The organism is Streptomyces sp. NPDC048718 (assembly GCF_043198875.1).
GTDB lineage: Bacteria > Actinomycetota > Actinomycetes > Streptomycetales > Streptomycetaceae > Streptomyces.
The window spans coordinates 230,017-251,462 of sequence record NZ_JBICVG010000013.1; the positions used below are offsets into that span (position 1 = coordinate 230,017).

At 72.2% G+C, this 21,446-nt stretch carries 18 protein-coding genes; 12 read left to right on the plus strand and 6 right to left on the minus strand.

Annotated elements, in window-relative coordinates; all coding sequences use genetic code 11:
* Position 1 precedes the first annotated feature (1 nt).
* The 3 genes from ACGFRB_RS24645 (at position 2) to ACGFRB_RS24655 (ending at position 3,359) form a co-directional block, all read left to right on the plus strand.
* The gene (locus ACGFRB_RS24645) at positions 2–916 is read left to right on the plus strand and encodes an AAA family ATPase (protein WP_393245967.1); all 915 of its coding nucleotides are present in this window, start codon (positions 2–4) and stop codon (positions 914–916) included.
* Between the two features lie 258 nt (positions 917–1,174).
* Positions 1,175–2,491 carry a radical SAM protein gene (locus ACGFRB_RS24650; protein ID WP_363010764.1) on the plus strand — a complete coding sequence of 439 codons (1,317 nt, stop codon included), beginning with the start codon at positions 1,175–1,177 and terminating at the stop codon, positions 2,489–2,491.
* Between the two features lie 133 nt (positions 2,492–2,624).
* Complete coding sequence (locus ACGFRB_RS24655; protein ID WP_393246012.1) at positions 2,625–3,359, plus strand: YoaK family protein; 735 nt, start codon at positions 2,625–2,627, stop codon at positions 3,357–3,359.
* Positions 3,360–3,383: 24 nt separating this feature from the next.
* Here the strand turns inward: ACGFRB_RS24655 and ACGFRB_RS24660 are convergent, their stop codons facing one another.
* Positions 3,384–3,878: a carboxymuconolactone decarboxylase family protein gene (locus ACGFRB_RS24660; protein ID WP_363010768.1), complete on the minus strand. Its 495-nt coding sequence runs from the start codon at positions 3,876–3,878 to the stop codon at positions 3,384–3,386.
* Between the two features lie 105 nt (positions 3,879–3,983).
* Here ACGFRB_RS24660 and ACGFRB_RS24665 point away from each other — a divergent pair, with 105 nt between their 5' ends.
* Positions 3,984–4,898, plus strand: a complete 915-nt coding sequence (locus ACGFRB_RS24665) for a pirin family protein (protein WP_363010770.1) — start codon at positions 3,984–3,986, stop codon at positions 4,896–4,898.
* Positions 4,899–5,503: 605 nt separating this feature from the next.
* Here the strand turns inward: ACGFRB_RS24665 and ACGFRB_RS24670 are convergent.
* Both ACGFRB_RS24670 and ACGFRB_RS24675 read right to left on the minus strand, forming a co-directional pair.
* Positions 5,504–6,448, minus strand: a complete 945-nt coding sequence (locus ACGFRB_RS24670; RefSeq protein WP_393245969.1) for an endonuclease/exonuclease/phosphatase family protein — start codon at positions 6,446–6,448, stop codon at positions 5,504–5,506.
* Between the two features lie 370 nt (positions 6,449–6,818).
* On the minus strand, positions 6,819–7,760 hold the full coding sequence (locus tag ACGFRB_RS24675; RefSeq protein ID WP_393245971.1) for an SDR family NAD(P)-dependent oxidoreductase: 942 nt from the start codon (positions 7,758–7,760) through the stop codon (positions 6,819–6,821).
* A gap of 245 nt (positions 7,761–8,005) precedes the next feature.
* Here ACGFRB_RS24675 and ACGFRB_RS24680 point away from each other — a divergent pair, with 245 nt between their 5' ends.
* The 5 genes from ACGFRB_RS24680 to ACGFRB_RS24700 all read left to right on the plus strand — a co-directional run bounded on the left by ACGFRB_RS24680 (position 8,006) and on the right by ACGFRB_RS24700 (position 13,128).
* On the plus strand, positions 8,006–8,521 hold the full coding sequence (locus ACGFRB_RS24680) for a hypothetical protein (RefSeq protein ID WP_393245973.1): 516 nt from the start codon (positions 8,006–8,008) through the stop codon (positions 8,519–8,521).
* A 350-nt stretch (positions 8,522–8,871) separates the two neighbouring features.
* Positions 8,872–9,627, plus strand: coding sequence for a (5-formylfuran-3-yl)methyl phosphate synthase (locus ACGFRB_RS24685; RefSeq protein ID WP_393246014.1), 756 nt, complete (start codon positions 8,872–8,874; stop codon positions 9,625–9,627).
* A gap of 8 nt (positions 9,628–9,635) precedes the next feature.
* A complete protein-coding gene (locus tag ACGFRB_RS24690) occupies positions 9,636–11,045 on the plus strand; it encodes an aldehyde dehydrogenase family protein (protein WP_393245975.1) in 1,410 nt (469 codons plus the stop codon).
* Positions 11,042–12,172 (plus strand): NAD(P)-dependent alcohol dehydrogenase, encoded by a 1,131-nt coding sequence (locus tag ACGFRB_RS24695; protein WP_393245977.1) that lies wholly within the window; start codon positions 11,042–11,044, stop codon positions 12,170–12,172. The genes ACGFRB_RS24690 and ACGFRB_RS24695 overlap by 4 nt, the downstream gene beginning before the upstream one ends.
* Positions 12,169–13,128: an SAM-dependent methyltransferase gene (locus ACGFRB_RS24700; RefSeq protein ID WP_393245979.1), complete on the plus strand. Its 960-nt coding sequence runs from the start codon at positions 12,169–12,171 to the stop codon at positions 13,126–13,128. Before ACGFRB_RS24695 ends, ACGFRB_RS24700 begins: the two co-directional genes overlap by 4 nt.
* A gap of 103 nt (positions 13,129–13,231) precedes the next feature.
* On the opposite strand, the gene ACGFRB_RS24705 is transcribed toward ACGFRB_RS24700, so the two are convergent.
* Entirely contained in the window at positions 13,232–13,765 is a 534-nt protein-coding gene (locus ACGFRB_RS24705; RefSeq protein ID WP_363010784.1) for an EF-hand domain-containing protein, read from the minus strand.
* A 1,024-nt stretch (positions 13,766–14,789) separates the two neighbouring features.
* Here ACGFRB_RS24705 and ACGFRB_RS24710 point away from each other — a divergent pair.
* The gene (locus ACGFRB_RS24710; protein WP_363010786.1) at positions 14,790–14,972 is read left to right on the plus strand and encodes an SflA family class IV lanthipeptide; all 183 of its coding nucleotides are present in this window, start codon (positions 14,790–14,792) and stop codon (positions 14,970–14,972) included.
* Between the two features lie 2 nt (positions 14,973–14,974).
* Positions 14,975–17,608 (plus strand): class IV lanthionine synthetase LanL, encoded by a 2,634-nt coding sequence (gene lanL, locus ACGFRB_RS24715; protein WP_393245981.1) that lies wholly within the window; start codon positions 14,975–14,977, stop codon positions 17,606–17,608.
* A gap of 747 nt (positions 17,609–18,355) precedes the next feature.
* Here the strand turns inward: lanL and ACGFRB_RS24720 are convergent.
* A complete protein-coding gene (locus tag ACGFRB_RS24720; protein ID WP_393245983.1) occupies positions 18,356–19,780 on the minus strand; it encodes a purine-cytosine permease family protein in 1,425 nt (474 codons plus the stop codon).
* 181 nt (positions 19,781–19,961) lie between these two features.
* Positions 19,962–20,300 carry a thioredoxin family protein gene (locus ACGFRB_RS24725; protein ID WP_393245984.1) on the minus strand — a complete coding sequence of 113 codons (339 nt, stop codon included), beginning with the start codon at positions 20,298–20,300 and terminating at the stop codon, positions 19,962–19,964.
* A gap of 408 nt (positions 20,301–20,708) precedes the next feature.
* Here ACGFRB_RS24725 and ACGFRB_RS24730 point away from each other — a divergent pair, with 408 nt between their 5' ends.
* The gene (locus tag ACGFRB_RS24730) at positions 20,709–21,344 is read left to right on the plus strand and encodes a hypothetical protein (protein ID WP_393245986.1); all 636 of its coding nucleotides are present in this window, start codon (positions 20,709–20,711) and stop codon (positions 21,342–21,344) included.
* The last annotated feature ends 102 nt before the right edge of the window (positions 21,345–21,446 follow it).

Here is a 21,446-nt window from a genome sequence, read left to right on the forward strand (position 1 = left end):
CGTGCCCGTGGTCCACGTCATGACCGGACTGCCCGCTTCCGGCAAGACCACCGCCGCCCGCGCCCTCCAAGAGGAGTCCGGGGGACGGATGCGCCGGGTCAACCTCGACGACCTGCGCACCATGCTCGACCCGCCCGGCGGCGGCCGCCGCTCGCATGTCCACGAGCAGACCGTCCTCGGCATCCAGGACGCCGCGATCCGGGCCGCCGTCGACGACGGCTTCGACGTCGTCGTCGACAACACCCACCTCACCCCGCACATACCGCGCCGCCTCAAGGCCGCCGTCGCCGGCCGCGACGCCGTGTTCGTGGTGCACGACTTCACCGGCGTCCCCGTCGAGGAGTGCGTGCGCCGCGACGCCGAGCGAGCCCGGCCGGTCGGTGAGGAGATCATCCGGATCCTCGCCGACAAACACGCCAAGGCCGTGCGCGGGGGCTGGCGGCTCACCGGCGACTGGCTCAACGACCGTCCCGCCGCCACCCCGTACGTCGCCGACCCCGCGCTCCCGACCGCCGTCCTGTGCGACATCGACGGCACCCTCGCGCTGCGCGGCGACCGCGGACCGTACGACTTCTCCCGCTGCGACACCGACCTGCCGAACCTCCCCGTCCGGGACGCCCTGCGCGCCTTCCGGGATTGCCATCAGGACCGGATCGTGCTGCTCTCGGGCCGCAGCGAGGACCACAGGGAGATGACGGAGGCATGGCTCGCGCGGTACGAGGTGCCGTACGACGAGCTGTGGATGCGGGCGTCCGGCGACGGGCGTCCGGACGACCTGGTGAAGGCCGAGCTGTTCGACACACACGTCCGCCACCGCCACGCGGTACGGGTCTCGCTCGACGACCGGGACCGGGTGGTCGCCGTCTGGCGCCGCATGGGGCTGCCGACCTGGCAGGTCGACTACGGCAACTTCTGAGCGAAGGGGGCCGCGGGGATCCTTGCCGACGGCGGGCCGGAGGGGCTTTCGAGTCCCCGCCCGCCCTTCCGCCAAGGTCCGTGCGGCCTGGACCGGGGGACGTTCGGCCCGGGTCGAACGGCCCCCATCCGGACGGGGGAGGGAGGCTTGTGGCCGGGGCCGGATGCCGGCCCCGGCGGCGCCGTCCTAGGGTAGGTCGGTGGCTCCACCCCGCACGGCCCCGTCCGCGCCCGCACGACCGAGGAGATGTTCCCGCGCATGATCCGCCGCACCGACGAGGTCGAAGACCTCATGCACCGTTTCCCGCACGTCCCGAAGGAGGCGGTGATCAAGGAAGACCTCCTGCGCGGCGGCATCGCCTTCGACGACTCGGCGCTCACCGAATCCGGCGACAAGGCGTCCGGCGAGGTCAAGCCCAAGTCGTACTTCATCTTCTCCTTCGACCACCGCACCCTGCCCGAGCTGGGCGAGGCCGCGCTGCGCCGCCCGCCGGAGGAGATCGTCCTCACCGGCGGCCCGTACGACCTGCGCCGCACGGTCGTCTCGGTGCGCGTGAACCCCGCCTCGCCGTACCGGGTCGCCGCCGGCGACGACGGCATGCTCGGGCTGTACCTCGACGGCCGCCGGATCGCCGACGTCGGCCTGCCGCCGATGCCCGAGTACTACCGGCACACCCTCTCCAACGGGAAGTCGGTGATGGAGGTCGCCCCCACCATCCAGTGGGGTTACCTCGTCTATCTGACCGTCTTCCGTGTCTGCCAGTACTTCGGCGCCAAGGAGGAGTGCCAGTACTGCGACATCAATCACAACTGGCGCCAGCACAAGGCCGCCGGCCGCCCCTACACCGGAGTGAAGCCGGTCGAGGAGGTGCTGGAGGCGCTGGAGATCATCGACAAGTACGACACGACCGGCTCGTCGACCGCGTACACCCTTACCGGCGGCGCCGTCACCTCGCACATCGGCGGCAAGGACGAGGCCGACTTCTACGGCCAGTACGCCCAGGCCATCGAGGAGCGCTTCCCGGGCCGCTGGATCGGCAAGGTCGTCGCCCAGGCGCTGCCCAAGGCTGATGTCCAGCGCTTCAAGGACTACGGCATCCAGATCTACCACCCCAACTACGAGGTGTGGGACAAGCGGCTGTTCGAGCTGTACTGCCCGGGCAAGGAGCGCTACGTCGGCCGCGACGAGTGGCACCGCCGCATCCTGGACTCGGCCGAGGTCTTCGGCCCGCGCAACGTCATTCCCAACTTCGTGGCGGGCGTGGAGATGGCCGAGCCGTTCGGTTTCACGACGGTCGACGAGGCCATCGCCTCGACCACCGAGGGCCTCGAGTACTTCATGTCGCGCGGCATCACGCCCCGCTTCACCACCTGGTGCCCGGAGCCGACCACCCCGCTGGGTAAGGCGAACCCGGCGGGCGCGCCGCTGGAGTACCACATCCGGCTTCTGGAGGCGTACCGCGCGACCATGGAGTCCCACGGTCTCAGCTCGCCTCCCGGCTACGGCCCGGCGGGTCCCGGCCGCGCGGTCTTCTCGGTGAGCTCCTTCATGGACAGCCTCCCCGCGGAGTCCTGACCGGCGGTCGGACGGCCCGGCGGCCGGCCGGGAAGCCGTCGGCCGGACGGACACCGGTCGGCCGCCGGGCCGGGGGACCGTGGACGTTCCCCGTTTCCCGGCACGGAAGGAGCATCCGAGGATGCGGACGAGGATGCGCGAGCTGCTGGCCGACGCTGCCCACACCCTGGTTCCGCCGAAAGGGGACCGGCACGGGCCGCTGCCGCCCCTGATGCTCGGGCTCACCGTGGTCACCGGACTGGTGGACGCGGTGAGCTATCTGGCGCTCGGACATGTCTTCGTCGCCAACATGACCGGCAATGTGGTCTTCCTCGGGTTCGCGCTCGCGGGCGCCCAGGGACTGTCCGCGCCCGCCTCCGCCTCCGCGCTCGCCGCGTTCCTGGCCGGCGCGGCCGCCGGCGGACGCTTCGGCACGGGCCGTCCGGCGCACCGGGGACGGCTGCTCGCCGCCACGACGGCCCTCCAGGCACTCCTGGTCGCCGGGGCGCTCGGGGTCGCGCTCGCGGCGCACGACCGGGTGGGCGCCGCCGCCCAGTACCCGCTGATCGTGCTGCTGGGCCTCGCCATGGGGCTGCAGAACGCGGTGGTCCGGCGGCTCGGGGTCCCGGACCTGACCACGACCGTGCTCACCATGACCCTCACCGGTCTCGCCGCGGACTCCGCCGCGGCGGCCGGGGCGGCCCCGCGGCCCGGCCGCCGGATCCTCTCGGTCCTGGCGATGTTCCTCGGCGCGCTGGTCGGCACCGCGCTCCTGCGGACCGGGATCCCGCTCGCGCTGGGGGTGACACTGGCCCTGCTGGTCACGGCCGCCGTGGCCCTGTGGCGGCTGTCCGCGTCCGCGTCGACTCCGCACTGGGCCGCGCAGTGAGGCCCGGGCCCGGATCCGGCCGCTTCAGCGGGCCGGCGCGGCGGCGTCCCGTACGGGGTGCTTGCTGAGGATCGACACCCGGTTGAACGCGTTGATGGTGACGGCCACCCAGAGCACCGCGGATAGCTGGTCGTCGTCGAAGACCGCGCGGGCCTCGGCGTAGGCGCGTTCCTGGGCGAGCGCGTCCGCCGGGTACGTGGTGGCCTCGGCCAGGGCGAGGGCCGCGCGCTCGGGCGGGGTGAAGAGCTCGGTGTCCCGCCAGGCGGCGAGCACGCCGAGCCGCCGGTCGGTCTCCCCGGCCCGCCGCGCGGCCCGGGTGTGCACATCGAGGCAGGAGGCGCAGCCGTTCAGCTGCGAGACACGGAGATTGACCAGCTCGACGAGTACCCGGTCCAGGCCCGCCGCGGCGGCCGTCTCGCGGACCGCGGCCGCGGTCCGCACCAGCTCCCGGTACGCCGCGGGGCTCTGCTTGTCGAGATGGATCCGTGCGGTGGCCTCGGTCTCCGTCATGTCGCTCATGCCGCATATCCTTCCTGCTCGGCGGGTCCGCCGGGTTGCCGGGGGACCCATCATCGTCCATGATTGTTGAAAATGAAACTACAAAGTGGTGGAGAGGACCGGAACATGTCTGACGCGGAGGTCGAGATCCTCACGCCCCGGGACGTCCCGCTGGGCGGACCGCGTGCCATGACCGTACGGCGTACGCTGCCGCAGCGGGCCCGGACCCTCATCGGGGCCTGGTGCTTCGCCGACCACTACGGCCCCGACCGGGTGGCCGACTCCGGCGGCATGGACGTCCCCCCGCACCCGCACATCGGGCTCCAGACCGCGAGCTGGCTCTTCACCGGAGAGATCGAGCACCGCGACAGCCTCGGCGTGCACGCCTTCGTGCGTCCGGGGGAGCTCAACCTGATGACCGGCGGTCACGGCATCAGCCACTCCGAGGTCTCCACTCCCGAGACCACCGTCCTGCACGGCGTCCAGCTGTGGGTGGCCCTCCCGGACGAGCACCGGCACGCCCCGCGCGACTTCCAGCACCACGCCCCGCGGTCCTTCCGGGTCGACGGTGCGGAACTGCGGGTCTTCCTCGGTACGCTCGCCGGCGAGACCTCCCCGGTCCGCACCTTCACCCCGCTGCTCGGCGCCGAACTCCTCCTCGACCCCGGGGCCACCGTCACCTTCGACGTCGACCCCGCCTTCGAACACGGCCTTCTGGTCGACGAGGGGGACATCCGGTTCGACGGCGCCCTGCTGCGCCCGGCCCAGCTTGGTTATGCCGCCACCGGCCGCACCACTCTGACCCTGGTCAACGAGTCCGCCGAACGAGCCCGTGCCGTCCTTCTCGGCGGCACCCCGTTCGAGGAGGACCTGGTCATCTGGTGGAACTTCATCGCTCGATCCGGTGATGAGATCGTACAGGCGCGAAAGGACTGGGAGGAGGGAACCCGGTTCGGTGAAGTGCACGGCTACGACGGCCCCCGACTTCCTGCTCCGGCCCTGCCGACGACCCCGTTGAAGCCGCGCGGTCGAGTGCGCTGACCTGGGTAAACGTGTGATTGGACGGCCGCGCTCCGGCTGGCGGCCGTCGTGCCCGGACCCCCGCTCGCCCTGTGCTCCGGCGTCGAGGGGCCAGCGGAATCGGCGGGGGCCTGTCGAGTCACGTACTCGGGAGCGTGTGACAGGACTTAATTGGATCGATGCCGACCTATCGCTGACTTTATTGACGGTTCGCCAGGCGAAGATTCCGACCTGTCGCCGGCACGGACGGGCGAGGGTCGTCTCGATGGCGGCCTGCTCGTAGGTAAGTGGTACGAGGCCGTCCGGCGATGCTTGTTCGCTGGACGGCGTGCGCCGCGAGGTGACGCGCTGACGGCGGTCCGCGTGTCCGGCCGCGTTCAAGGCTGCCGAGGACTGGCTGGGCGTCATTGGCTTGAGCGGCTGCGCCACTGTCAGGACGGCATCCTCGGAACGTCCACGCGTAGGCGGGTGTAGAGGCCGTGTGATCTCCAGAAGGTCGACCACAAGCCCGTTGCCGATCCAGGGGGACCTCCATGCGGTCCTATGCCGGCCATGCCCACCAACGGGACGAGCACCCGCGCCCACTGTCAGTGCGCCATGCGACCCTCAACCTCGTCCCCGCTTGCCTAGGCGACGGTCACCTTGCCGACCAGGATCCGGTGGTCCGAGCAGGCCGCCACGCCGGTGCAGGCGGTCGAGATGCCGAGCGAGTCGGCGCTGTACGGACCAGCCAGAGCGCTCTCCCGGACGAAGATGAGGTCGATCTTGGCGAACCCGCCGCACGGCGGGGTCACGCCGGGCGTCCCGTCGGCCGTCCACTCGCCGTAGCCGGGGCACTGATCGGGGTCGGCGTCGTCGAGCTCCCGGTACCGGCCGGTGTTGTTCGGATTGTTCGGGGTGTCGGCGCTCGGCGCGTAGAAGGAGTTCAGCCGCCCGTAGTTCGGCTGGGCGTTGAAGTCTCCCGCGATCAGGACGGTCTCGCCCTTGGCGTGGTAGTCCTCCAGCTTCTCCCGTACGAACTCCAGCTGAGCCACGTTGAAGGCCTGGCTGGTGGTGATGTGCGTCGTACAGAAGCGGGTCGGCGTGCCGTCGCTGAGCGGCACGCACAACATGTTCCGCTTCTCGGCGGTGCCGTCGTCCGGCAGCGCGAAGCGGGCGGCGCCGCCCGGCGCCACCTTGGTGAACACCGCGTTGCCGAAGGCGTCACCGCCGCACACCGAGGGGTTCCCGGCCGGACGGGACGGCTCGAAGCGGGCGAAGTTCTGCGGGTCCTGGGGCCAGCCCTTGGCCCGCAGCTCGGCCACCAGCGCGCTGTACTGGCCCTGGCACAGCTCGTTGAAGGCGGCGAGGTCGACGCCCCGGTCGACGATCGAGGAGGCCGCCTGGGGGATCAGTCCGTCCGTGGTGGAGCCTTTGTGGAGGGTGTGGCCCGCCACATTCCACTGCCAGACGGTGTATGTCCGCGGCTCCGGTGCCTCCGCCTGGGCCGAGGTGACGGGCAGCAGCACAGCCGCGAGCGCTCCCGCGAGCGCGAGCCGTACGCCCCGCCGTCGTACACCGGTCAGTCGCATGGTCGAGATCCCCTCCCGAGGAAAACCGGCCGTCAGGGGTCGAGACCCTGGTCAGAGCCGGGCGCCGCAGGACAGCGGCCTGCCGACGATCATAAGGACCGCCACGGCGTCGGCGTGTGCCACCCGGCGGCCGCCGGCATCAGGTGGATGTGCTGCCGGCGTTCGAGCCCGCCCTCGTCCGGATGGCCGAGAAGGGGTCTCGCCCCGGAACGTCCTTTGCCCCGCCTGCTCACACCCCGCTGCGCGGGCGGCCGGTGCCGGGTCGTCGACCGGACCGCCGGGCGGCGCGCCGGGCGCGAGCGGCTCCGCGAGCCGGCTGACGCCCCCGGCTCTGTTCGGCCGTCCGCCGGGCATCACCGGTGTGTCCGAGCTACCCGGAGACGGGGTCGAGGGTGGTGCCGGTCAGATCGCGGCTTGCCTCCCACAATCGTGCCGCGACGGAGCGGTCGGCCAGGTGGTTCCAGACCGCTTCCCGTCGAGGCCGGCCCCGCAGGCCGAAGAGGTGCGGCCCCCACAACTGACCCCCGCATACGGCCGGGTCGAGCACCGCCCGGACCGCGGGCCACGCACCGGCGTGCTTGCCCTGGACGAGGAGGGCCGCGGGTGCGGCGCCCAGCCGTGCGCCGGTGGTTCGCACATGGACCGGCGGCCGCGACGGGGTGAGGGAGTCCAGCGCGCCTCCGGGATGGACCACCACGCTCGCCACCGTGCTGCCGGCCGCGCGCAGACGGCGATCGAGTTCGAGGCCGAAGTACATCTGGGCCAGCTTGGAGCGTCCATAGGCGCGCTTGGGCCGGTAGTCCTTCCGGGACTGCAAGTCGTCCAGGTCGAGGCGTTCGGACTTCGCCGCGAAGCTTCCCATGGTCACCACGCGGGCCGCGGGCGCCGCCGACAGCAGGGGCATCAGCCGCTGGGTCAGGACGAAGTGCCCCAGATGATTCGTGCCGAACATGAGTTCATGACCATCCCTGGTCTCCCGGCGCGGCGGGTCGTCGAGCGCGACGCCGGCGTTGTGGACCACCGCGTCAAGGCGTCCGAACTCCAGCGATTCGACCACTGTTTCGAGCGACGAGAGGTCGGCGAGGTCCAGCCGCACGGCCCGCACCCGCGCACCGGGCACCCGCGCACGGATCGAGGCCGTGGCGACGTCCGCCCTGGCGGGGTTCCGGCTGCCGAGCACGATGGTGGCTCCAGTTGCCGACAACTGCTCGGCGACGAAGTACCCGATGCCGGCGTTGCCGCCGGTGACCAGGAAGACGCGGCCGACGGCCTCCGGCAGGCGTCGGACGTTCCAGGGCGGGGTGGACGGCATGGTCACTGGGCTCCTTGCTGTTGACGGCGGCTGCGGTTGCTCCCTTGGGCAACCCGGCATCAACAGTCCCGGCGGACACCGACAGTTCTCTGACGAATCACCGACACCCTCGCGGTACGACCGACATCCTGCCGACGCGGCGCCGGTACACCGCGGGCACGCACCCCGACGCCGAGTGTCCCGCCGCCCATCGGAGCGGAGCGGCCGCCCGGGGGCTGCCGCGAAAGCGGCATCGGACCCCGAGCATGGGGCTTGATCGTCGGCACTTTCGGCGGAGGTTCCTTGCTCGGCGCCTGCTCGTGCTCGGCTGGCGGCCGTCCCGTCCGCTGGTCGTCACCCTGATCACCTTACTGAGGGCGGAGCCCTCGGCGGGCCTCGTGGTCCGCGCCCCGCTGTGGTCGGTGTGCGCTGCGGCACTCGCGGCCGGTGTGTCGAGCGGGGTGTTCAACAGCCTCTGGACGACGAGGATTCAGCGGCATGTCCCTGCGGACAGCCTGTCCCGGGTGATGTCGTACGTGACCATCGGCGCCTATTCGGCGGGACCGGTCGGGCTCGCCCTCGCCGGCCAGTGGGTCGAATCCACCAGCGTCGGCCTGGCGCCGGCCATCGGGGCCGGCTGGCAGGTTATTGCCAATTCCGTCGTACTGATGGTCCCGGCCGTACGGAATCTGCACGCGCCGGATGCCGAACCTGATGAGAGCGCCACGGCGAATCCAGTCGAATTCGGCGAGCCCACCACATCGGACATACCGGCAACCTGACCCATTCCTCCTTCTCCTTTTCGCCGCTTCAGAAACGGGGGTCATGGTGCATGGAATTCTCCTCGCCGTGCGCCCCGCGGGATCGTCCGCCCACGGCGGCCGGGGACTGGGCGGACAGGGGCGCCGGAGCGCGCAAGTGCGCACAGGGGAGCGGGTTGGCAGGCAGCGGCGTCCGCCGGCGGGCGGCCGGCGCACGGCGCGTCACGAGCGCGCCGTCGTGCGACCCCAGGAAGCTCCGTGCGCCCTACTGTCGCCCCCGGGCGACGGAAAGGATGAGCGCACCGCACATGAACCAGGTGATCCGCACCCCCTGCCTTGGTCGGGTGGGCATGCGGCGGAAGGAGCTCATGGTGTTGCTTCTCATCTCCCCGGACGGTGTCGAGGAAGCCCTCGACTGTGCGAAAGCCGCGGAACACCTCGACATCGTTGATGTCAAGAAGCCCGACGAGGGCTCGCTGGGCGCCAACTTCCCCTGGGTCATCCGGGAGATCCGCGACGTGGTGCCGGGGGACAAGCCGGTGTCCGCCACCGTGGGGGACGTGCCGTACAAACCCGGCACGGTGGCGCAGGCCGCGCTCGGTGCGGTCGTCTCCGGTGCCACATACGTCAAGGTCGGTCTGTACGGCTGCACGACGCACGCGCAGGGCGTCGAGGTCATGCGGGCGGTCGTCCGCGCGGTGAAGGACCACCGGCCCGAGGCGCTCGTCGTCGCGTCGGGCTACGCCGACGCCCACCGCATCGGCTGCGTCAACCCGCTCGCCCTGCCCGACATCGCCGCCCGCGCCGGTGCCGACGCGGCCATGCTGGACACGGCCATCAAGGACGGCACCCGGCTCTTCGATCACGTCCCGCCCGACGCCTGCGCCGAGTTCGTCCGGCGCGCCCACGCCTCCGGTCTGCTCGCCGCCCTCGCGGGCAGCGTCAAGCAGGCCGACATCGGCCCGCTGACCCGCATCGGCACCGACATCGTGGGCGTGCGGGGAGCGGTCTGCGCGGGCGGTGACCGCGATGCCGGAAGGATCCAGCCGCACCTGATCGCCGGCTTCCGGGCCGAGATGGAGCGGCAGGCCCGACAGCATGGCGTCGGCGCCCCGGCCGTGAACTGACCTCCGGGATGCCGACACCGCGATCCCCTCACGCCCCCGGGCATCGTGCCGCCCGACTCGCCGTCGTCGACCCGGCCACCGGAGAGGCCTTCGACGAAGCCCCCGACCAGCGGCCGGAGGAGTTGGACCAGGTGATCGCCCGGGCCCAGCGGGCCTGGCACGGCTGGCGCGCCGACCCCGCCGCCCGCGCCGTCGCCCTGCGCGCCTGCGCCGACGCCGTCGAGACGGCCGACGACGACCTCGCCCGGCTGCTCACACGGGAACAGGGCAAGCCTCTGGCCGAGTCGTACGCCGAAGTCGCCCGTACGGCGGCGCGCTTGCGCTACTTCGCCGACCTGGCGCCCCGCACCCGCCGGCTCGACGACGGCCGGCCCATGCGCAGCGAGGTCACCTGGCGGCCCGTCGGACCGGTCGCCGCGATCGTTCCGTGGAACTTTCCGCTCCAGCTCGCGGCGGCGAAGTTCGCGCCCGCGTTCGCGGCCGGCAACGCCGTGGTCCTCAAACCCTCGCCCCACACTCCGCTCGCCACCCGGTTGCTCGGCTCCGTCCTCGCCGCCGTCCTGCCCGAGGGCGTCCTGACCGTCGTCACCGGCCGCGAACCCCTCGGCGCCCGGCTGGCGGCCCACCCGGGCATTCGCCACGTCACCTTCACCGGCTCGGTGCCCACCGGCCGGGCCGTGGCCGGGGCCGCGTCGGCCACGCTCGCCCGGGTCACCCTGGAACTGGGCGGCAACGACGCCGCCGTCCTCCTCGACGACGTGGACGTGGACCGGATCGCGGACCGCCTGTTCTGGGCCGCGTTCCGCAACTGCGGACAGGTCTGCATGGCAGTCAAGCGCGTCTATGCCCCGGCCCGGATCCACGCCGAGGTCGTCGAAGCCCTCGCCCAGCGCGCGAAGAGCGTCGCGGTCGGGTCCGGACTCGACCCGGGCACCCGCATCGGACCGGTCAGCAACGCTCCCCAGCTGGGCCGGGTCGCGCGGGTCACACGACAGGCCCTGGCGGCCGGTGCCCGGGCCGCGGCCGGCGGCCACCGGCTCGACGGAGCGGGTTTCTTCTTCGCTCCCACGATCCTCACCGATGTCCCGCCCGACAGCCGGGTGGTGACCGGGGAACAGTTCGGACCGGTCCTGCCGGTACTGCTGTACCAGAACCTGGACGAGGCCGTCGAGGCGGCCAACGGCACCGGCTACGGACTGGGCGGCTCCGTTTGGGGAACCGACCTCGACCGCGCCGAGGCCGTGGCCAAACGGCTCGAATGCGGTACGGCGTGGATCAACCACCACGCCGAACTCTCCCTGGCCCAGCCCTTCGCGGGCGTCAAGGACAGCGGAGTCGGCGTCGCGGGCGGCCCGTGGGGCCTCTACGGAAACCTCCGGCCGTTCGTCGTCCACCGGCCACCGGAGGTGGAGGTGTGACCACCACATTCAAGGCGGCCGTGCTGCGTTCGTACGAGGACCCGTTCACGGTCGAGGAGGTGGCACTGCGCGCGGAGCCCGGCCCCGGCGAGATCCTGGTCGAGATCGCGGGTGCCGGGATGTGCCGTACGGACCTCGCGGTACGGCGATCGGCAGGCCGCAGCCCGCTGCCGGCCGTCCTCGGTCACGAGGGCGCCGGGGTCGTGGTGGCGACGGGAGACGGCCCAGGCACCGGCCCAGGCATCGGTCCCGCCCCCGGCATCGGCGACCACGTCGTGCTGAGCTTCGACTCCTGCGGACACTGCCGGAACTGCCTGGCCGCCGCCCCCGCCTACTGCGACTCCTTCGCCTCCCTCAACCTCTTCGGCGGGCGCCAGGAGGAACCATCGCGACTCGTCGACGCGTCCGGGAAGGCACTGGCTCCCCGGTGGTTCGGCCAGTCCTCCTTCGCCGCGTACGCGCTCGTCCCGGCCCGCAACGCCGTCCGGGTCGACCCCGCCCTTCCGCTCGAACTGCTCGGGCCACTCGGCTGCGGATTCCTCACCGGTGCCGGAGCCGTACTGAACACCTTCGCCGCACGACCCGGCGACACCCTCGCGGTTCTCGGCGCGGGAGCGGTCGGCCTGGCCGCCGTGATGGCGGCCACCGCCGCCGGCCTGCGGACCGTGGCCGTGGACCGGCACCCTCGGCGGCTGGAGCTTGCCGAACGGTTCGGAGCGACCCCGCTGCCCGCCGGATCGCACGGACTGCCCGAGCGGATCCGCCGGCTGACCGACGGCGGGGCGCAGTACGCCCTGGACACCACGGCCTCGGCCCCGCTCGTCAACGACGCGCTCCACGCGCTGCGCCCCACCGGCACCCTCGGCCTCGTGGCGCGCCTGCACGGCCCGCTACCGCTCGAACCCGGCACGCTCGACCGGGGCCGCGGCATTCGCCACATCTGCGAAGGCGACGCGGTACCAGGACTGTTGATACCTCGGCTGACCGGCCTGTGGCAGGCCGGGCTCTTCCCCTTCGATCAGCTGATCCGCACCTACCCGCTGGGCGACATCAACGAGGCCGAACGCGACTGCGACGCCGGCCGTGTGGTCAAACCCGTCCTGCTACCGGAAAGAAGGGACAGATGAGCGAGACCTTTGCCCTTGTGGACTCTCCCCAGCCCGCCACCCGAGGGAGCCAGGCCGACGCCGGGAGCCGGCAGGACGACGCGGAAGGCGTGGACGGTGGGGTGGGGCTGACCGCCCTTCTGGTCGCCGCGGCCCGGGCGATCGAGACCCACCGTCACGACAGCCTCGCCCGGGACGTCCACGCCGAACACTTCGTACGCGCGGCTCCGGCGTGCGCGGACTGGCCCGTACGCATCGAGCAGGTCCCGGAAGGCGACGACGACCCGCTGTGGGGCAGGTTCGCCCGCTACTTCGGGCTGCGGACCCGGGTCCTCGACGACTTCGTCCTCGGGTCGGTCCACGGGGGTGTCCGTCAAGTGGTCCTGCTGGGCGCGGGGCTGGACACGCGTGCCTTCCGCCTTGACCTGCCGTCCGACTGCGTGGTCTTCGAGGTCGACAGGGCGGGCGTGCTGGCCTTCAAGCAGCGGGTGCTCACGGACCTGGCGGCCGCTCCGAGGACGAGGCGCGTGCCCGTACCCGTCGACCTGCGCGGGGACTGGGCCACCGCGCTGACCTCCATCGGCTTCGACCCGGCCGTACCGAGCGTCTGGCTGGCCGAGGGGCTGCTCTTCTACCTGCCGAGCCCTGCCGAGACGTACCTCGTCGACACGGTGGACCGGCTGACCACCGGCGGCAGCGCCCTGGCCTTCGAGGCCAAACTGGAGAAGGACCTGCTCGCGTACCGCGACAGCTCGATCTACTCGGCGACGCGGGACCGGATCGGCATCGACCTGCTCGGCCTCTTCGACCTGGGACCGCGCCCCGACTCGGCGGGGCACCTGACGGCCAAGGGCTGGTCCACGGTGATGCGCACGCCCTTCGACTTCGCCCGCCGGCACGGACGCGGTCCCCTTCCCGAGCCGAACGACGCCCTGGAAGGGAACCGGTGGGTCTTCGCGCACAAGCCCGGGCCGTGACGCCTGCCGGGCCGTGACGCCTGCCGGGCCGTGACGTCCGCCGGGACACCGCCGGCCTGGCGGACGTCATGGCTACGGCCCCGGATATCGGCTACCGGGCCTGTCAGACGGCCGGGGCGCCCACCAGCCGGTCGCCGGGAATCCCGGCCAGGTCCGGTGCGTAGTACTCCTCGATGCCGACGGCCCACGCGGTCACGGTGATGCGATCCTCGCCATCCGGGCCGAAAGCGTCGAAGAGCGCGTCGATGTTGGCCTCCTCGAAGCCGATGGCCGTCATCAGCGACAGAAAGAGCGGGCGCTCGATCAGGCCGTCCGCGTCCGGGTCGCCGAGTGCGGAGAGCGCCTCGGCGAACTCGGTGACCGTGGGGCCGAAACGCTTGGGGTCGAGCACGAAGGGGCGGAACTCGTCCAGGGTGATCACACCGTCGCCGTTGGCGTCCAGTTCGGTGGCCAGCGTCGTCCAGTAGCGGCGGAACGCGGTCCGGATGGCCTCCTTGGCGCCGGCGTCCGAGGCGACCGCCGCCTCCAGAACACGTTCCGTCATGAGGTCGAAGTCGCCGGAGTCGATGACTCCGTTGCCGTTGGCGTCGAAGAGGGAGAAGACCAGCTCGACCCGCTTGGCGGCCTCAGTGCGCATATCGGTCACCTGTCTTGTACGGCCCTTCGGTCCAGGGCCTCGCTCGATGAGTGCTTCCACGTAACCTGCCGGGATTGAGGCCGTGACGGTCACGCCGGATTGCCGCGTGCAGCTCGACGCTCGACACCTGCGGCGTGACCAGGACCTTTCACCAGGAGTATCTGGATGCTGCCATGGCCGGAGCACCCGTGCCTCGCAAACTCGTCACCATCACCCGACCGTGGATCCGGGCACCTTCCAAGCCCCTCGACAAGTGACGTCACTACGGCTCGATGAGGCCACCCGTAGGGCACAAAGGCCCCCGCTGGTACGGATGTCGGCCAAGACGCCGGTGATCCGCGCGGCCGCGGCCAGGGGGCCTTTCCGTCCGCCCGCGCCTTGTCCTGACGGTGACGCGAGAGGGGAGGGACCGTGTCGGCCGGGCACAGGTGCCGCGGGGCTGCCCCCTGTCGCGGCACCGAAGGCGGCCCGTGTGCAATGCCCACCTCGCCCGCCTGGGATCCAACCCCGACCACCCCGACTGGGACTATCGCGACGACCAGTTGGCCGAGATCAAGGCCCTCGCCGGCACCTTCCCTCACATGGTGATCGGTGGCGACTTCAACGCCCTGCCTCCGGACAGGCGCGGAAACACCAGCGCCTGGATGTGGCCGGGCGACATCTACTCCACCGGCCCGGACACCCCTGGCTACCTCGAGTGCGACCAGGCCGACGCCACCCGGACCGGGCGGCCACACGTGACGGCGGCTGGAGCGCGTCCGCGAGATTCTCGCCGCCGCCGCCGCCGCCGCCGCCGCCGCCGCCGCCGCCACCGCCGCCGCCACCGCCGGCGCCACCGCCACCGCCGGCGCTCGCGACGCCGACGCCGGCCGGTGCGACCGCCGCCAAGCAATGTCATCCGGCCTCTTGTCAGCGGGAGCGCCCCTCCCTAACTTTTGTGCAGCGAGTCCTTGGCCCGGCGGGTCCATCGGCCACGTCGGCCATTGTCTGCTCCTCAGCGCACGACAAACCCTGGAGGCGTCACATGCCCGTAGCCGTGCCGGATCTGCTGGAAGCCGAAGGATTCCGCGACGCGGGTCCGCTGGAGATCGACGACGAGGCGATCGCGTTCGAGGACGACGACCGTGGTGACCGCGAGTACACGGCGTGCCTCTCCGACCCCTGGGTGACCGCCACCACCCGCTTCGCCTGCGACCTGAACTCGTAACGGTGGCCGTGTCCATCGCCGGCCGGGACGGCTGGTCCGACGACACGTGGTCGTATCTGAACGATCCGCGGATGCCGGCGATGGAGCACGGCTGGAAACTGCATGTCTCGGCACGCCCCGGCGACCTCGACGCGGTGATCGGGCTCGCCCTGCCGGTGCTGTCCCGGCACGTCTGCCACGCGAAGTTCGCCCGTGACCCGGAGACGCTGCGCCGCCTCAACTCCGGGGTGGTGAGCGACGGAGCCGTGGGCAAGGCGATCACCGTCTACCCCCTGGCCGGCACAGTGGCCGAGGTGGGCCGGGAACTCGCCGCCGTGCTGCGCGACAGGGAGGGTCCGCGGGTCGTCAGCGACCGGCGGGTCGATCCGAGGTCCCCGGTCTACTACCGCTACGGCCCTTTCACGGGCGACTACCGGACCGGCCGGAGCGGGCGGCTCGAATCCGTCATGACCGGGCCGGACGGCCGGATCTTCGACGGCCTGGCCGTCAGCCGCTACCGGTGCCCGCCCTGGGCCGAGGACCCTTTCACGACCGGCTCCGGGCACGGTGCCCAGCCGCCCGCGCCCGGCTTCGCGGGCGGACGCTATACGGTCACCGCCGGCATCGCGCGGTCTTGCCGGGGCAACGTCTACCGCGCGGTCGACCGCACGCTCGGCCGGCCGGTGGTGGTCAAACAGGCGAGAGCCTTCGTGGGCGAGGACGAATCCGGTACGGACGCCCGCCACCGGCTGCGCAACGAACGCACGGTCCTCACCGCGCTCGACGGCGTCATGGGCGTGCCCCGCGCGCTGGACTACTTCGCCCACCGGACGGACGAGTACCTGGTGATGACCAGCTGCGGCGACCGCGACCTGCGCAGGGAGGTGCTGCGCAACGGCCCCTTCCGGGACGACGACATCCGGCCGGCGCGCGCCCTGTCCGCCCTCGCTTCCCGGCTCCTGCGCGTCCTGGACGCGGTCCACGGCCGGAACGTGGTCGTCCGCGACCTCAAGCCCGACAACGTCGTGCTCGACGCCTCCGGCCCCGGCCACTGCCATGTGATCGACTTCGGGATCAGTGAGTGGAACGGCGCCGGGCCGGGAGGCGCGACTCCCGGATACAGCCGGCCGCTTCTGCCCGCGACCGGACCCGCCGACCCCGCCGACGACCACTACGCCCTCGGCGCGACCCTCTTCTTCGCCGCCACCGGCATGGACCCGGTGATCGTCGACACCGACCACGGGGTCAACCGGGACCGGACCCTGACCTGCCTGGAATGGGCGCTGCCAGGGCGCGCCCACCGGGAGATCCGGTCGTCGGTCACCGGTCTGCTGAGCTTCGACCCGGCCGTACGGACGGCCGCCGCCGACCGCCTGCGCACCGGCACCGCCGCGACCACGCACGTGCCCAAGCCCCGGTCCACGTACCAGCCCGCGCGCCCCCGGATCGACGGCGATCTGCTGGACGAGATCATCGAGCACACGACCGCGTTCTGCGTCGGCGAGGCGCGGGCGATCGTGGACCCGGAACGGGCCGCACGGCTGAACGTCCCCACCTCCATCGACGTCTACGGTGGCAGCTCGGGACTCGGACTGGAACTCCTCCACCACGCGCACCGGCCCGATGTGCGCGCGACGGTGACGGCATTGGCGCGGTGGACGGCGGAACAGTCCAGGAACCTGTCGGCCGGCTTGTACACGGGGCGCACCGGCGTCGAACTCTTTCTCGCGCAGGCGGAGTCGGAGAACGGGCCGGGGCCGAGGCCGGGAACGGGGCCGAGGACAGGGGAGGGGCTGGACGTGGACGTGGACACGTGGTCCGGGCACCCCGCCGTGCCGGACCGCGCACCGGACGGCGGACCACCGGAGGCGGACCTGATCGCGGGCGCCGCCGGCGTCGGCCTCGGCCGGCTGCTGCTCGCCCGACACGCTCTCGACTCCGGTCACCGGCGAGCCGCGAACCGGCATCTCGCCGTCGCCGCCGACTGCGACCGGATGCTGGCGTCGGGCACCGCCCGACTGACCCCGACCGGCCCGGCCGGCCCGAACGGTTCGGACATAGCCGGCAGCGCCGCACTCCGCGAGGGCATCGCGCACGGTGAGGCGGGCGTCCTCTGCTTTCTGCTCGCGTACGGTGGTGCGACCGGGGACCCGGACGCGGTCGGCCGTGCCGAGAAGGCCGCCGCGCACCTGGCCGCCGTGACACCGGCCATCATCGCGGCGGCGGCCGAGCCGGGGGCGACCCGCCGCTACGGCTCGTGGTGCCGGGGCCTGGCCGGCATCGGGACCGTACTCGTCCAGTCCGCCGAACTCCTCGACGATCCTATCCACCTCGACCTCGCCCAGCGGGCCGCGCGGGCTTGCGCCGCACTGACCCCACGAATGCCGCTGGTCACGCAGTGCTGCGGACTGGCCGGGGCGGGCGAGCTGATGGTGGACGTCGCGGAGGCGTCCGGGTCCGAGGAGTTCTGGGAAGCGGCCGAGACCGTCGCCCTGCTCATCCTGAGCCGCAGCGGCGGCACCTGGCCCCGGCCGGTGTTCCCGGACACCGGTCTCGCCCGGCCGAGTGCCACCTGGGCCGGCGGCTCCGCGGGCGTGCTGGCCTTCTTCAGACGACTGCGCGACCGGGGCGGTCCACGGCTCGGCCTCGTCGCCTGACTCCCGTGACGCCGCCGCCGGCGCCGGTGCGACGCCCCGCCCCTCCCGCCCCGTCAGGACGGCGGCAGTGCGCGCGTCGGTGCGGAGGGGCCGGCGAGCTCGGCGATCAGATCGCCGGCGGTCACACGGACCAGGCTCTCCGCGGCGTCACCGGCTCCGGGGAACGCCGGTAGACGGTGCCCGAGGCCCCCGCGGGCCCCGGCGACCGCGTGCGCCATCGCGAGGAACACCCGGGTGCCGACGGCGAGTTCGGAGGCGTCGCGTCGGGGTCCGGGCGCGGGAGCCGCTCATCGGCCTCATCCGGGGACGACACGCTGGCGGTGAACGCGGCGGTGCTCTCGTCCGGCCGCCGCCGGTACCGCAGCAGCGCGGGCTCCGGTCCCGGGACACCACGGCCACCTCGGGCGAGAGAGCGACGGCCCGCCACATCGTGGGCCCCACAGGGTGGTTCGGCTCCGAGCCCCCGACCGTCCCGCTGAAGCCCCGTCACAACCCGCGCCGACCTGCCGAGATCCGGGAGGGGTGGCGGTATTGTCGCGGACGGCCGTCCTGTCCCGACCTCGGATCCACGGCCCGCCCTGTGCTCGGGAGCCGAGGGGCCGCCGTGATCGACAGGGTGTCCGTCCCCGGAGCCGAATGGGGCTGCGGGGACTGGGCGACCGCCTGACGCCACGGGACGAGGGACTCGGCGAGGCGCAGGGCGATCAGCGGACGTCGCGGCCCCAGGAGAGCGGGGGTGAGCGGGGGTCATCCGTTTTCGGCGGACGCCCGCTCGCGCGGCAGTACCGCGTACAGCACCCCGGCCGTCACGATCGTCACCGCCCAGCCGAGCCCGTGCCGCCCGGGCCAGGCCGAGGCCAGCGGTCCCGCGAACCATTCGACCCTCGTGAACAGCAGCCCCACGGCCAGTGCCACGCCCCACGCCGTCATCGCCTGCCACGCGAAACCGCCCCGGTACCAGTAGGCGCTGGTGTGGCCGGTGTCCATCAGTGCCACCGGGTCGTACGTACGCCGGGTCAGCATGTCCACTCCGAAGACGCCGATCCACGCGGAGAAGGCCACCGCCAGCAGTGTCAGGAACGAGACGAACGAGCCGATGAAGCTGCTCGCCACCACCATCAGCAGAAAACCGAGGACCAGGCTGATCACCGCGTTCACGCTCACCGCCGCGGCCCGTGACACCCGGATGCCCAGCGTCTGCGCGGTGAACCCGGCCGAGTACATCGACATCGAGTTGATCAGCAGCATGCCGATCAGCGCGATCAGCAGGTAGGGCACCGACATCCACAACGGCAGCAGCTCGCCGATGAACGACACCGGGTCGTGAGCCGAGGCCAGGCTCGGCGTCTCCACCGCCATCACCGCACCCATCAGCACCATCGGCAGCACCACGATGCCCGCGCCGGCGATCGTCGTGGCGACCAGGGCCTTCGACGAGGCCGTCTGCGGCAGGTAGCGGGTGAAGTCCGGTCCCGAGGGCACCCAGCTGATGCCGCCCGCGGCGATCACACCGATGCCCGCGACCAGCAGCGCCGTCGAACCGGCCGGCCTGGCGAAGACCGCCGACCAGTCGGTGTTCGCCACCAGGTAGACCAGCACCAGCACCGTGAACGCGCCGAACAGGAACGTCGACCAGGTGCTGCATACCCGCAGCGCCTTGTTCCCGAGCCCCGACACCAGAAAGGTGCAGGTGACGAAGGCGACCAGGGTCACCACGACGAGCAGGGTGTTCGACCGCACGCCGAAGAGCAGATGCAGCACGGTGAGCACGGCGTAGGCGCCGGTCACCGCGTTGATCGTCTCCCAGCCCCAGCGCGCCACCCAGATCAGCGCACCGGGGAAGAGGTTCCCCCGCTGCCCGAACACCGCCCGTGACAGCGCCATGCCGGGCGCGCCGCCCCGCTTGCCGGCCAGCGAGATCAGGCCGACGATTCCGTACGCGACGACGGGCGCGGCCACCGCCACCAGCAGCACCTGCCAGAAGTTCAGACCGTTGAACACGACCAGGCCGGCGCCCAGGGTGAGCAGCAGCACGCTGATGTTGGCCGCGACCCAGGTGGGGAACAGTTCACGGACCCGGCCGGTCCGCTCGGCGTCGGGCACGGGTTCGAGGCCGCGGCGTTCCAGCGTGGCGTCTTTCGTTCCGCCGCCGGTCGCGGGGGCATGAGGCATGAGGACACTCCGCCATGAGACGCAAAAGACCTCGGAAGGGATTTTTCAACCGCGATAACGCACCTTAGTGTCTCGCCCCCGGATCAAAGCGGCGCCTCCTCGGGGATCGGCCCGGCCGTCGTCCGGCCGTCGTCCGGGGGACGGCCGAGGCGTCGGCCTCGACGCCTGCCGCGGCAGCCGCTCAGAGGTGGGCGTCCAGGAGCTCCCGCATCGCGGCGCTGGTCATGAGGCCCGAGCCGTGCGCCACCGCCTCCCCCTTCCTCAGCAGGACCCAGGACGGGGCCGAGGTGATCCCGTACCGCTGGGTGGCGGCCGGACAGCGTGTGATGTCGGTACGGACGACCATCAGGCGCCCCGTGTACTGGTCGGCGATGCCACCCACGACGAGGTCCATCGTCCGGCAGGGCTCGATCGCCTTGGGCCAGGTCCCGATGAAGTACGCGAGGACCGGGGCCTGGCTCATGCCGAGGAGGAAATCGAACTCCGCGTCTTCCCGAGGCCGGTGCACCTGCTTGACCATGGAGTCTCCTGCTCTGTCGTTCTTGTCGTTCCGCTCCTAGCATCTCCTGCTCCGAGGCGGGCCCGGACCGCGCGAGGGCGCCCCGCGCCGAATGTGCCCGTCTCCCGACCGTGCTCCCGAAGCCCCGGTCGCCACCTGCGACGACCCGGCCCGCCCCGTCCCGCCCGGCCCGTACGCCCTCTTCCGGCCACTTCGGGGGATCTTCCGCGCCAGTGGGCAGCCGGCGCCGAAGGGGCGGGACCGGCCATACGGACAAGAGAAAGGCGTGTCCCACGACGTGACAGATCCTGGATCGCTTCGTTCACGCCCTCCCCGGACACTTGGCAGCATCACTTTTCGGTAACGGCACCATGGCAGCCCCCTGTTTCACCCCACTTCGCGCCCTTCCGCCGACGAAAGCGGGGGGACATGCCGCAGCGATCAGCCCGTCGCGGAACCAGCCACTGGATCGAGCACAGGCACCTGGAAGACGAACGCTTCTGGGAGACGGAGGGCAAACGCACCACCCACCGCGATCTCGTCCTCTCCATCGCCTCCGAACACATCGGATTCTCCGTCTGGAGCATGTGGACGGTCCGCGTTCTTCATGTCGCCCCGTATCGGGCCGCCGTTCACGCCCGACGAGAAGTTCCTCCTGGCCGTCACCCCCGCCCTGGTCGGAGCCGTCATCCGGCTCCCGTACAGTTCCGCGGTCATCCGCTTCGGCGGCCGCAACCGGACGACGAGTGGATCCGGGCGATCGGCGAGTGCGCCGCCGTCCAGGGCCGCTGTCACGGGCTGCCGGCCCCCGGGCTGCGGATGGCCACGGTGGTGGCCCGGCACCTCGCGGGCCTCGGTCCGGATCCCTTCACGGACACCGCCCAGCCGGTCCGGCTCAAGGTCCTGGGCCTCCAGGTCACCGGCTTCGGCGACATCCACGCAGGGACGGAGGGCGCCGTCGGACCGTGCGAGCGGGACCACACGACCGGCGCCTATCGCAAACAGCTCCTCGCGGCGGACGGCACGACCGTCCTCGGCCGCGTGGAGGTCTCCGCGGCGGTCTGACGAGGAAGTGGGGGGGGGGGGGGGGGGGGGGGGGGGGGGGGGGGGGGGGGGGGGGGGGGGGGGGGGGGGGGGGGGGGGGGGGGGGGGGGGGGGGGGGGGGGG